Annotated in this window: 14 protein-coding genes; 10 read left to right on the top strand and 4 right to left on the bottom strand. The window is 70.0% G+C overall.

Annotated features, from left to right (window positions below; genetic code table 11):
* The first annotated feature begins 250 nt into the window (after positions 1 to 250).
* From ispG to Q1K33_RS19250, 3 genes are all read left to right on the top strand, one after another.
* On the top strand, positions 251 to 1,405 hold the full coding sequence (gene ispG, locus Q1K33_RS19260) for a flavodoxin-dependent (E)-4-hydroxy-3-methylbut-2-enyl-diphosphate synthase (RefSeq protein ID WP_300406373.1): 1,155 nt from the start codon (positions 251 to 253) through the stop codon (positions 1,403 to 1,405).
* A 79-nt stretch (positions 1,406 to 1,484) separates the two neighbouring features.
* Positions 1,485 to 2,303, top strand: coding sequence for a GNAT family N-acetyltransferase (locus Q1K33_RS19255; protein WP_300406372.1), 819 nt, complete (start codon positions 1,485 to 1,487; stop codon positions 2,301 to 2,303).
* A gap of 59 nt (positions 2,304 to 2,362) precedes the next feature.
* Positions 2,363 to 2,725, top strand: coding sequence for a hypothetical protein (locus Q1K33_RS19250; RefSeq protein WP_300406370.1), 363 nt, complete (start codon positions 2,363 to 2,365; stop codon positions 2,723 to 2,725).
* Positions 2,726 to 2,747: 22 nt separating this feature from the next.
* Here Q1K33_RS19250 and Q1K33_RS19245 read toward each other — a convergent pair whose 3' ends face one another.
* The gene (locus Q1K33_RS19245) at positions 2,748 to 3,122 is read right to left on the bottom strand and encodes a DUF1499 domain-containing protein (protein ID WP_300406369.1); all 375 of its coding nucleotides are present in this window, start codon (positions 3,120 to 3,122) and stop codon (positions 2,748 to 2,750) included.
* 52 nt (positions 3,123 to 3,174) lie between these two features.
* On the bottom strand, positions 3,175 to 4,179 hold the full coding sequence (locus Q1K33_RS19240; RefSeq protein WP_300406368.1) for a hypothetical protein: 1,005 nt from the start codon (positions 4,177 to 4,179) through the stop codon (positions 3,175 to 3,177).
* Positions 4,180 to 4,297: 118 nt separating this feature from the next.
* On the opposite strand from Q1K33_RS19240, the gene Q1K33_RS19235 reads away from it, so the two are divergent.
* From Q1K33_RS19235 to Q1K33_RS19225, 3 genes are all read left to right on the top strand, one after another.
* Positions 4,298 to 6,070 (top strand): proline--tRNA ligase, encoded by a 1,773-nt coding sequence (locus tag Q1K33_RS19235; RefSeq protein ID WP_300406367.1) that lies wholly within the window; start codon positions 4,298 to 4,300, stop codon positions 6,068 to 6,070.
* On the top strand, positions 6,067 to 6,783 hold the full coding sequence (locus tag Q1K33_RS19230) for an HAD family hydrolase (protein WP_300406366.1): 717 nt from the start codon (positions 6,067 to 6,069) through the stop codon (positions 6,781 to 6,783). The genes Q1K33_RS19235 and Q1K33_RS19230 overlap by 4 nt, the downstream gene beginning before the upstream one ends.
* 144 nt (positions 6,784 to 6,927) lie before the next feature.
* Positions 6,928 to 7,920: a zinc metalloprotease gene (locus tag Q1K33_RS19225; RefSeq protein WP_300406365.1), complete on the top strand. Its 993-nt coding sequence runs from the start codon at positions 6,928 to 6,930 to the stop codon at positions 7,918 to 7,920.
* 283 nt (positions 7,921 to 8,203) lie between these two features.
* On the opposite strand, the gene Q1K33_RS19220 is transcribed toward Q1K33_RS19225, so the two are convergent.
* Both Q1K33_RS19220 and Q1K33_RS19215 read right to left on the bottom strand, forming a co-directional pair.
* Positions 8,204 to 8,620 (bottom strand): DUF4439 domain-containing protein, encoded by a 417-nt coding sequence (locus Q1K33_RS19220; protein WP_300406364.1) that lies wholly within the window; start codon positions 8,618 to 8,620, stop codon positions 8,204 to 8,206.
* Entirely contained in the window at positions 8,617 to 9,150 is a 534-nt protein-coding gene (locus Q1K33_RS19215) for a hypothetical protein (protein WP_300406363.1), read from the bottom strand. Before Q1K33_RS19215 ends, Q1K33_RS19220 begins: the two co-directional genes overlap by 4 nt.
* 145 nt (positions 9,151 to 9,295) lie before the next feature.
* On the opposite strand from Q1K33_RS19215, the gene rimP reads away from it, so the two are divergent.
* The 4 genes from rimP to Q1K33_RS19195 form a co-directional block, all read left to right on the top strand.
* On the top strand, positions 9,296 to 9,886 hold the full coding sequence (gene rimP, locus Q1K33_RS19210) for a ribosome maturation factor RimP (protein WP_300406362.1): 591 nt from the start codon (positions 9,296 to 9,298) through the stop codon (positions 9,884 to 9,886).
* The gene (gene nusA, locus Q1K33_RS19205; protein WP_300406361.1) at positions 9,886 to 10,854 is read left to right on the top strand and encodes a transcription termination factor NusA; all 969 of its coding nucleotides are present in this window, start codon (positions 9,886 to 9,888) and stop codon (positions 10,852 to 10,854) included. The genes rimP and nusA overlap by 1 nt, the downstream gene beginning before the upstream one ends.
* 72 nt (positions 10,855 to 10,926) lie before the next feature.
* Positions 10,927 to 11,229: a YlxR family protein gene (locus tag Q1K33_RS19200; RefSeq protein WP_300406360.1), complete on the top strand. Its 303-nt coding sequence runs from the start codon at positions 10,927 to 10,929 to the stop codon at positions 11,227 to 11,229.
* Between the two features lie 145 nt (positions 11,230 to 11,374).
* The coding region (locus Q1K33_RS19195) for a translation initiation factor IF-2 N-terminal domain-containing protein (RefSeq protein ID WP_300406359.1) at positions 11,375 to 11,698 on the top strand (324 nt) is incomplete at its 3' end.

Raw genomic sequence — 11,698 nt, 5'->3', positions numbered from 1 at the left:
GTCAAGGACACCGAAGGTGCCGCGAAGCGGGCGCCGCAGGCGATCCTTGACGGCGAGACCCGGTCGACTACGCGCGCGGGCGCCACACCCACCACGAAGAGGGGTCGACGACGCGCGCGGGCGCCACACCCACCACGAAGAGGGGTCGACTACGCGCGAGCACCTCACCCACCCGAGACACGGGCCACCCAGCAACGCACCGTCCCACCACGATCACCCCCGGCGAAGGGTCGCGCAGTAGCCTGACGACATGAGCACCCCGATCAGTCTCGGCATGCCCGAAGCACCTCCGCCGGTGCTCGCCCCGCGACGTCAGACCCGGCAGATCAAGGTCGGCAGCGTCGGCGTCGGCAGCGACTCGCCGGTCTCGGTCCAGTCGATGACCACGACTCTCACCTCCGACGTCAACTCCACCCTGCAGCAGATCGCCGAGCTCACCGCGACCGGCTGCGACATCGTGCGCGTGGCGTGCCCGAGCCAGGACGACGCCGACGCGCTCCCGGAGATCGCGCAGCACTCGCAGATCCCGGTGATCGCCGACATCCACTTCCAGCCGAAGTACGTCTACGCGGCCATCGACGCCGGGTGTGCCGCCGTACGCGTCAACCCCGGCAACATCCGCAAGTTCGACGACCAGGTCAAGCAGATCGCGGCGGCCGCCAAGGACCGTGGGACGTCGATCCGGATCGGGGTCAACGCCGGGTCGCTGGACCCGCGCCTGCTCGAGAAGCACGGCAAGGCGACCCCCGAGGCGCTCGTCGAGTCGGCGGTGTGGGAGGCGGGCCTCTTCGAGGAGCACGACTTCCACGACTTCAAGATCTCGGTCAAGCACAACGACCCCGTCGTGATGGTGCGCGCCTACGAGCTGCTCGCCGAGGCGGGTGACTGGCCGCTCCACCTCGGCGTCACCGAGGCCGGACCGGCCTTCCAGGGCACGATCAAGTCCGCCACCGCCTTCGGTGCGTTGCTGAGCAAGGGCATCGGCGACACCATCCGGGTCAGCCTCTCGGCGCCGCCGGTCGAGGAGGTCAAGGTCGGCATCCAGATCCTGCAGAGCCTCAACCTGCGTCCGCGCAAGCTCGAGATCGTCTCCTGCCCCAGCTGTGGTCGTGCCCAGGTCGATGTCTACAAGCTCGCCGAGGAGGTCACCGCCGGCCTGGACGGCCTCGAGGTGCCCCTGCGGGTCGCCGTGATGGGCTGCGTGGTCAACGGGCCGGGGGAGGCCCGCGAGGCCGACCTCGGCGTGGCCTCCGGCAACGGCAAGGGACAGATCTTCGTCAAGGGCGAGGTCATCAAGACCGTGCCCGAGTCGCAGATCGTGGAGACCCTGATCGAGGAGGCGATGCGGATCGCCGAGGGCATGGAGGCGGTCGAGGGCAGCGCCGCCGACGTGAGTGTGTCCTAGGAGGGCCTAGCAGGTCGTAGCGGGAACAGCGGCGACTACTAGGCTGCGCCACGTGCCAGCCAGCCGTCACGGAATCAGGGTGTTGGGCACGCCCGACCTCGAGGACTTCCTCACCCTGGCCAACCGTGACCCCGTCGCCAACGTGTTCGCCCTCTACCGGGCCCGCACGACCAGCCTCGAGCCGCGCTGGCTCGGTGGTGAGATGTGGGGCCGGTTCGACAACGGCAGGCTCGTCGCGGCCTGCCACGTCGGAGCCAACCTGGTGCCGATCGGCTGCGACGTCGATGACGCGCGAGCCTTCGCCGAGCGGGCGCTGACCCGCAGCCGCACCTGCACCACGATCGTGGGCCCGCACGAGCCCGTGCGGGCGTTCTGGAACGCCGTGGCCGGGACCTGGGGACGCCCCCGCGACACCCGCTGGATGCAGCCCCACCTGGTGATCTCCGAGGACCCGCAGATCGCAGGCGACCCGCTGGTGCGCCGTACGGATCGCAACGACCTCTCGCTGGTCTACCCGGCCTGCGTGGCGATGTACTCCGAGGAGGTCGGGGTCTCCCCGGAGGCCGGCGGCACGACCGACCTCTACCGCGCGCGGGTCACCCAGCTGATGACGCGGGGGTGGTCGTTCGCCCGCTTCGAGGGCGGCAAGCTGATCTTCAAGGCCGAGGTCGCGTGTGCGACCGCCGAGGTCGCCCAGATCCAAGGGGTCTGGGTGCCTCCCGAACGGCGTGGGGAGGGGCTTGCGGTGCGCGGGATGGCCTCGGTGGTCCGGCTGGTGCGCAAGGAGATCGCCCCGACCGTGTCGCTCTACGTCAACGAGTGGAACCAGCCGGCCCGCCGGGCCTACCGTCGGGTGGGCTTCAAGGAGACCCAGCGCTTCTCGACGATCATGTTCTGAGCGTGGCTCCAGGATGAGTCGGACCGGGCCGCCGGCGGCGCGTGCGTAGGATCCGCGCCATGAGCATGGAGCGCAGCACCAGGGTCCTGGCCGGCATCTTCGCGGTGAGCGGGGTCGTCCACCTCGTCAAGCCCCAGGCCTACGAGATGATCATGCCGGAGTGGGTGCCGGCCCACCGCGAGGTCATCCTCGGCAGCGGGGTGGCCGAGATCGCGCTGAGCGCGGGCCTGCTGGTCCCGAAGACCCGACGGCTCGCCGGATGGGGGAGCCTGGCGCTGCTCCTCGGCGTCTACCCCGCCAACGTGAAGATGGCGACCGACTCCTTGGCGACCAGGAACACCGGCTTCAAGGTGGTCGCCCTCGCACGGCTCCCGCTGCAGTGGCCGATGATCCGATCGGCGCTCAAGGCCGCCCGCGGCTGATCCGCACGGCCGGCCGCCGGGGTCAGCCGGCCAGCGCGGTGACCAGGTTGGCGCGGACGGCTGTCATCCGCTTGCGGTTGGCACCGAGGTCGGAGCCGGCGTACGGCACGGACTCGGAGCGGAAGTGCACCATGCTGTCCTCGGCGTCGACCTCGAACTCGACCGTGTCCTTCCAGCGGATCACCTTGGTCTTGAAGATCGCCTTGACGTAGGCGCCGTCGTCCTCGACGACCGAGGTGCGCGGGAACTCGGCGATGACCTTCATCACCGCAGTCTTGGCCGACTCCGCGGTGCCGGTGAACGGCACCGGCTCCATGGCGCAGTACTTCTGGGTGTCCAACGTCGAGACACACTTCTGCGAGCCTTCGGGGCACGGGGTGATGCGCTTGACGGGCATGGTGATCCTCCGGGTTGCGGATCGCTCGTGGTGACGACCTCGGTCGTGAACGCTACCTGGCCGAGCGGCTGAACAGCGGCTCCTTCGCCGAGACCATGGGTCGGTACATCGGGGTCGGCCGGAGGCCCGAGGCGCGCTCGCAGTCGCCGGCGGAGCAGCGCACGGTGGCGGCCTTCCTCTTCGCGTTGGCCTCGAGGAGCAGGTCGGTGTCGCTCTCCCACCAGATCGCCCCGAAGAACCCGCCCACCCTGTACGACGCGAGCAGGCGCCCGCGGACCTTGCGCTCGGAGACCCGGTTGGGGCCGAGTCCGTCGGCGAGGATGTAGGTGTTGACCATCCGCTTGCCGTCCGGCGAGAAGTGCAGGACGGCTTCTTCGCAGGAACGCCAGATCTTCTTCTTCGGCCTGGTCAGCGGCGCCACGACCGTGCAGCCGCCGTCGTAGGGGTCGCCGGTGAAGAGTGCCATCCGGTTGCTGCTGACGTCGGCGCGGTAGACCGGTCTCCTGGTGATGGTGGTCCGGGTGCCGGTGGTCCAGTCGAAGTCGGTCGCGCCCTTCTCGAAGCTGGCCACGATCAGGTGATCGCCGTCGAGGTCCAGCAGGCTGGGGTAGCCACGGAAGCCGCCGCCGGACCCGAGCAGCTCGCCGTCCACGGCCGAGCGGACGTCGATGGAGGTACGCCGGGCGATCTTGTCGAGGACCGCGATCGTGGAGCCGTCGTCGGAGAGCAGCACCTGCTCCGGGCTGCTCCGGACCAGCCTGACCTCCTCGGCGCCCGGTTGGACTCGGACGACTCGGAACCGCTCCTTGCGCAGCACCTGCACGACGTAGGCGTCGCCCGAGGTGCCGAGCAGGAAGCGCTGCTTGCCGCGCACCTTCAGGCTGACGTCGCCGTCGACGACCCGCTTGCCCTCGATGTGCGGCCCGCGCACGTCGTCGCCCCGATCGAGCCTCCTGGGGTTCACCGAGACGGTGTCTCCCGCGGCGGCGGCCTGCGGCAGGGGCGCGAGCGTGGCGATCAGGGCGGCGGCGCACGCGGCGCCGATGGTCTTCTTCACGTGAAGTCTCCCGAGTGTCGAGGTCCGGCCCAGCGTGACAGGTGGCCGGGCGTACATCTGGTTGACGCAACCGGGAACTCGTTGGTTGCACTCCCGGGGTCACAAGTAGCCTCGCCCCATGATCATGAGGATGTCGAGCCTGTTCGTGCGGACCCTGCGAGACGACCCCGCGGACGCCGAGGTGCCGAGTCACCGGCTGCTGGTGCGCGCCGGCTACATCCGACGGGCTGCTCCGGGCATCTACACCTGGCTGCCGCTGGGCCTGCGGGTGCTGCGACGGATCGAGGGGATCATCCGCGACGAGATGGACCAGATGGGGGCCCAGGAGCTCTCTTTCCCCGCTCTGCTGCCCCGCGAGCCCTACGAGGCCACCAACCGGTGGACCGAGTACGGCGCCGGCCTCTTCCGGCTGCAGGACCGCAAGGGCGGTGACTACCTGCTCGGGCCCACGCACGAGGAGATGTTCACGCTCGTCGTCAAGGACCTCTACTCATCCTACAAGGACCTGCCCCTGTCGATCTACCAGATCCAGACGAAGTACCGCGACGAGGCGCGTCCCCGGGCCGGGCTCCTGCGTGGGCGCGAGTTCATCATGAAGGACTCCTACTCCTTCGACGTCGACGACGCCGGTCTGGAGGAGAGCTACGCCAAGCACCGCGACGCCTACATCCGGATCTTCGACCGGCTCGGGTTCGAGTACGTCATCGTCAAGGCGACGTCGGGAGCCATGGGCGGCTCGAAGTCCGAGGAGTTCCTTGCGCGCGCAGACGTCGGGGAGGACACCTACGTGCGCTGCACCGCGTGCGACTACGCCGCGAACGTCGAGGCGGTCCAGGTCCGGGCGCCCCGGCCCGTGCCGTACGACGACGTTCCCCCCGCGCATGCGGAGCAGACGCCCGACACCCCCACGATCGCGACCCTCGTGGACCACCTCAACGAGGCACTTCCCCGCGACGACCGGCCCTGGGCGGCCGGCGACACGCTCAAGAACGTGCTCGTGATGCTCAAGCACCCCGATGGCACCCGCGAGCCGCTCGCGATCGGCGTGCCCGGCGACCGTGAGGTGGACCAGAAGCGGATGGAGGGCCAGCTCGAGCCCATCGAGGTCGAGCCCTTCGACGAGAAGGCCTTCGCCGAGCACCCCGGCCTGGTCAAGGGCTACATCGGGCCCGGTGCGCTGGGGGAGAAGAGCCCGTCCGAGATCCGCTACCTCGTCGACCCTCGGGTGGTCGAAGGCACCCGTTGGGTGACCGGCGCCGACGTGGCGGGCAGCCACGTGATCGACCTCGTCGCCGGTCGCGACTTCACGCCCGACGGCACCATCGAGGCAGCCGAGGTCCGTGACGGGGACGCCTGCCCCAGCTGCGAGGCGGGGACGCTCGAGTCGGCGCGCGGGATCGAGATGGGTCACATCTTCCAGCTCGGGCGCAAGTACGCCGACGCGCTCGACCTCAAGGTCCTCGACGTCAACGGCAAGCTCGTCACGGTCACCATGGGCTCCTACGGCATCGGCCCCTCGCGTGCCGTGGCCGCGATCGCCGAGGGCACCCTCGACGACAGCGGGCTGTGCTGGCCCCGCAACATCGCGCCGGCCGACGTACACCTCCTCGCCGCGGGCAAGGACGACGACCTCTACACCACCGCGGAGGAGATCGCCCGTGAGCTGGAGTCCGCCGGCGTGCAGGTCCTCTACGACGACCGTCGCGGGAAGATCAGCCCTGGCGTGAAGTTCAAGGACGCCGAGCTGATCGGGGTGCCCACCATCGTCGTCGTCGGCAAGAGCCTGGGCGAGTCCGGCACGGTCGAGGTCAAGGACCGGCGCACCGGCGAGCGCGAGGACGTGGCCGTCGACGGCGTCGTCGACCACCTGGTGGCCCTGGTCCGTTCGTGAGCTCTACGAGCGGCGGCATCGACGCGGTCATCTTCGACTGGGGCGGCACCCTGACCCGGTGGCACGACATCGACTTCCACGCCGAGTCGCTGGCCCTGGCGCAAGCAGTCGTCGATGCCGAGCACGACCTGGAGGTCTCCCGGGACCTGCTGCACCGGGCCGGGTCGACGATATGGGGTCGCAGCCGGGACCATCAGCAGAGCTCGACGGTGGCCGACCTCTTCACCGAGGCGGGGCTCAGCCACGATCCCGACCTGCTCGAGGCCTACTACGCCTTCTGGGAGCCGCACACGGCGACCGATCCAGAGGTGGCGCCGTTGTGGCAGGGCCTGCGTGATCGCGGGATCAAGGTGGGGGTGTTGTCCAACACGATCTGGCCGCGCGCGGTACACGAGGGCTACTTCCGTCGCGACGGGGTCGACCACCTCATCGACGGTGCCGTCTACTCCAGCGAGATCGCCTGGACCAAGCCGTCGTCGCGGGCCTTCGGCGCGGCCATGGACGCCGTGGGGGTGAGCGACCCGGCGCGCTGCGTCTACGTGGGGGACCGACTCTTCGACGACGTCTGGGGCTCCCAGAACGCCGGACTGCTCGCCATCCACGTCCCGCACAGCGCGATTCCCGTCGAGCAGGTCGGCCACACCGAGGGGGAGCCCGACGCCGTGGCGCACACCCTTTCCGACGTGCTCGCGATCGTGGACGGCTGGTGCTGATCGTGCGGACGTCGGTTGCAGGTTCGTGCATCGCACAAACCTGGCCCAGCACGACGTTCGCCGCCAGGCGCCGCGGGCCGCAATAGTTCCGGGATCGAGCCGACTATCCGGCGGCTCGTCCTCTCCTGGAAGGGCATCACGTCGATGCGTCTCACACTCTCGGGCACCCTGGCCGCCACCGCGGCAGGGGCACTGGTGGTCGCTCTCGCTCCCACCTCCCCGGCCTCCGCCATGACTCCCGCCGGCGACCCCGGCGCGATGGCCGCCCCGACCACCGGGGTGGAGCAGGAGTGCTTCACCCCCGACGACGACCTCGTCGCCTCCGCGCGCGGCGGGCAGGCGCACGACCACCGCAGCGTCTCGGCCAAGCAGCAGCGCCGGATCGAGGCGCGGACCGAGCGGATCCTGGCGGCCAAGGGTGGGAACGGCAAGGGCAAGCCCGGTGGTGGCGGTGGTGGCGGTGGCGCCGTCCAGGTGGGAGGCGTCATCCCCGTCTACGTGCACGTGATGGCCGCGAGCAACGGTGCCGGGGACGTCTCCGACGCCCAGATCGCCGCCCAGGTCGACGTGCTCAACGCCACCTACGCGGGCCAGGAGTCGTCAGCGGCACCGGACACGTCCTTCAGCTTCACCCTCGCCGGCACCGACCGCTTCTACAACAACACCTGGCACCAGGACGGTGCGAGCAGCAAGTACCGCAAGGCGACGCGCCAGGGTGGCGCCGACGCCCTCAACGTCTGGCTCGTCGATTTCGACTACCTGGGGGTGGCGACCTTCCCGTGGGACTACGCCCGCAACGGCGGCATCGACGGAGTGCGCGTCCAGTACGACTCCCTGCCCGGTGGCGGGATCCCCGACTACGACCTGGGGAAGACCGCCACGCACGAGGTCGGACACTGGTTGGGGCTCTACCACACCTTCCAGGGCGGTTGCACGAGCACCAACGACGAGGTGTCCGACACGCCGGCCCAGAGCAGCCCGACCAGCGGCTGCCCCGAGGGTCGCGACTCCTGCTCGCTGCCCGGCCTGGACCCCATCCACAACTACATGGACTACAGCTTCGATGCCTGCTACGACCGGTTCTCCGCCGGCCAGAGCACCCGGATGTCGGAGATGTTCAGCGCCTACCGAGCCTGATCGGGCGGGCCGGGACTCGTGCCAGGCCTGCTCGACACGGGCTGCAGGTATTTGCAATGCATCTTTGTGATGGGTCCTGGGTAGAGCCCTGAGGGCCAGGGGTGTTGCAGACTCATGCACAGAGGGAATCCCCTCCGGGCCCCACCCGGATCCCTCGCCCGGCCTGTCCCTTGGCCACAGCGGTCCGCGTACTCGTCCCCTCCGGGGAGCATCTCGGGAGTTCCCCGGAGGACGAGTACGCGGACCGGCCTGGTTGGGGCTCTCCGGCGACAGGCGCCGGGGGTCAGCGACCGGGCAGCGGCCGTGGTCGGCCGCCCAGGGCGATCTCGCGCAGGGCGACCTCGATGAGGGTGTCCACGGCGAAGCGACGCTCGGCCGTCGGGCTGCTCGCCACGAGGAAGCCGTACGTCGCCGCGCACGAGCGCTCGACCTGCAGCGCCTGGCGCCGGACCCGAGCCGGCTGACCCTGCACGTCGGCGATGTCGTACGACGCCGCGGCAGCCACGGGCTCACCGTCGACGTCGCGCACGCGGGCCACCAGGTCGTCGCGACGTGCACGGTGCGCCCCGTAGGCGTCGCGCAGCAACGCGGCGAGCTCCGGCTCGGCCGACTGGGAGGTCTGCGCCCCGAGGTAGCCGATCACGAAGACGGCGGCCTGCTCGGCGGCCAAGGTGTCCTGCAACGCGTCGAGATAGGTCACAGGAACGCTCGTTCCTGGGCGACGCCGGCCGCCATCGAGGCGAGCAGCAGCGCGAGGGCCCCGCTGTCGGCCTCGACGCTGTCGCGCACGAGCTGTTGCTGGAGGCGGTTCTCCAGGCGCCCGAGTCGCGCCAGGACCCGCTCCTGCTTCGGCTCGGCGGCGATCGTCAGGGCCGGGACCTCGACCAGGCCGCCCAGCTCGGCGGCGTGACGGGCGTGCAGCCGCTCGAGGCTGCGTAGCTGTCCGGCCAGGGGTCGGTGGGCGCGGCGGTTGGCCTTGACCTGAGCGTGCGCGCGAGAGATCTCGGTCAGCACCAGCGCGACGAGCTCGGTGTCGGGATCAGCCGTCGGCGACGGGCCGGGCCCGCCCTGCCCGGCTCGGGGCGCCTGCGAGCGACGACCCATCGGCGTACCGATGGGTGGCGCGGAGGCGTCTGGCTCGCTGGAGCAGCCGGCACCCCCGAGGACGACCAGTCCCAGGCCCAGCGCTGCGCGTCTGCTGGTGCGTGTGGTGGGACGGGGTCGCGACACGCCGCAGAGACTACGGGGCGCCGGGCGGGCCGGGGCGACGAGGCAGGGCCGAGGTGGGCCAGGTCGCAGCGTGGATGGCAAGGAGTGGTCCGCGACACCGGTAGGGTGGTCCTTCGCTCGACCACAACAGCACAGGAGGTCCCGGATGTCCGCCGTAGACGGCTTGACCAGTCGCATCCAGAGCGAGGTGAGTGCGCCGCTGACCGCCCTGGGCCTGGATCTCGAGGCGGTGGAGCTGACTCCCGCCGGCAAGCGCCGGGTGCTGCGGATCGCGGTCGACCAGGACGGTGGGGTCTCGATGGATGACGTGGCCGCGGCCACGCGCGCGGTCAACCAGGTGCTCGACGAGAGCGACGTCATGGGCGAGCAGGCGTACACGCTCGAAGTGACGTCGCGTGGCGTCGACCGCCCCCTGACCATGCCGCGCCACTGGCGGCGCAACGCCGACCGGCTGGTGAAGGTGACCCTGACCGACGGCTCGTCCATGACGGGTCGGATCGGCGACAGCGGCGAGGAGACGGTCGTGGTGGAGGTCTCGGGCGTCGAGAAGCTGGTCGCCTACGACGACATCGCCCGCGCCCTGGTGCAGGTCGAGTTCAACCGCAAGACCACCGCCGCCTCCTCGGACCTCGACGACGCCGAGGAGATGGGCGACGACCTGGACGACGAACTGGACGACGATCTCGACGGCGACAACGACGGCGACATCGACGGCGAAGAGACGGAGAAGCACTGATGGACATCGACCTCAACATCCTGCGCATGCTGGAGCGCGAGAAGGAGATCTCCTTCGACGTGCTCGTCGAGGCGATCGAGCAGGCTCTGCTCACCGCCTACCAGAAGTCGCCGGGAGCCCAGGACAAGGCGCGTGTCGAGCTCAACCGCAAGAGCGGTCACGTCACCGTGATGGCCGCCGAGGTCGACGGCGAGGGCGAGGTCGTCGGTGAGTACGACGACACGCCCGCAGGCTTCGGCCGGATCGCAGCGACCACGGCCAAGCAGATCATGATGCAGCGGCTGCGCGACGCCGAGGACGAGGCGAAGTTCGGGGAGTTCTCCGGCAAGGAGGGCGACCTGATCTCCGGGGTCATCCAGCAGGGCCGCAACCCTGACGACGTCCTGGTCGACCTCGGACGCCTCGAGGCGATCCTGCCGGTCAGCGAACGCGTCCCCGGCGAGAGCTACGCCCACGGCACGCGCATCAAGTGCCTGGTGCTCTCCGTGCGCAAGGGGATGCGTGGCCCGCAGGTCACCCTGACCCGTTCGCACCCCAACCTGGTGCGCAAGCTGTTCTCGCTCGAGGTCCCCGAGATCGCCAACGGCCAGGTCGAGATCGCCGGAATCGCCCGAGAGGCCGGTCACCGGTCCAAGATCGCGGTGGCTCCGGCCGTGTCCGGGGTCAACGCCAAGGGCGCCTGCATCGGCCCGATGGGTCAGCGCGTGCGCAACGTGATGTCGGAGCTGAACGGCGAGAAGATCGACATCGTGGACTGGTCCACCGACCCCGCCAAGCTCGTCGCCAGTGCGCTGTCGCCGGCGCGGGTGTCGAGCGTGGAGATCATCGACCTCGCCGCCAAGTCTGCCCGCGTGGTCGTCCCGAGCTTCCAGCTGTCGTTGGCGATCGGCAAGGAGGGGCAGAACGCGCGCCTCGCCGCCCGACTCACGGGCTGGCGCATCGACATCCACGGCGATGAGGAGGGCTGAACCGGTCCACCTCGCCGCCCGGTTCGGTGATCCGACCCGGGTTGGCTAGACTGCAGGACGGTGGTTCACCAGATGACGTCTCCTCAGCGAGCGGACCCGGTCCGTACGTGCGTGGGGTGTCGGAAGCGGGCCGCCAAACGCGAGTTGTTGCGGGTGACCGCCGGCTCGGATGCGCACGGCCGAGCGGCCGCCGTACCCGATCCGACAGCCACCGCACCCGGTCGCGGGGCGCACCTGCACCCCTCGGTCGCGTGCTACGACCTCGCCGTACGACGGAAGGCCTTCGGTCGGGCGCTACGCGTCTCGACGGGGATCTCCGCCGCACCGGTGGGGGACTACCTCACCAGCGTCACCAGCACGGCCTCAGAAGCGTGACCAGCACCATCAACCATCCATCACCCACCAGGGAACTGGAGCAGTAGCTCATGAGCACTCGATGAGTATTTCCCGATGAGTTTGCACCACCACTGAGGCTCGATCACGCCCCATCACGGACGCGGGTCGAGCCAGAAGGAGAATTGTGGCCAAGACCCGAGTCCACGAACTCGCCAAGGAGTTCGGAGTCGAGAGCAAGTTTGTTCTCGAGAAGTTCAAGGAGATGGGGGAGTTCGTCAAGTCGGCGAGCTCCACCGTCGAGCTCCCTGCGGAGATGCGCTTCCGCAAGGAGGTCGGAGAGTCGCTGAAGAACGCGGCTCCCGCTGCACCGGCGGCCGAGACCCCGGCCCCCAAGCCGACGGCCAAGAAGACCGCCGCCAAGCCGGGCCCCAAGCCCGGCCCCAAGCCGGCTGCCCCGGAGCCGGAGGCCCCCGCGGCTCCCGAGCCCGTGGCCGAGAGGGCGCCGGCC

Origin of the sequence: Nocardioides sp. (assembly GCF_029937575.1) — a bacterium.
In the GTDB taxonomy this organism is placed as follows: domain Bacteria; phylum Actinomycetota; class Actinomycetes; order Propionibacteriales; family Nocardioidaceae; genus Nocardioides.
The sequence above is the reverse complement of the archived record's forward strand: the minus strand, read 5'-3'. Positions and strand labels throughout refer to the sequence as shown.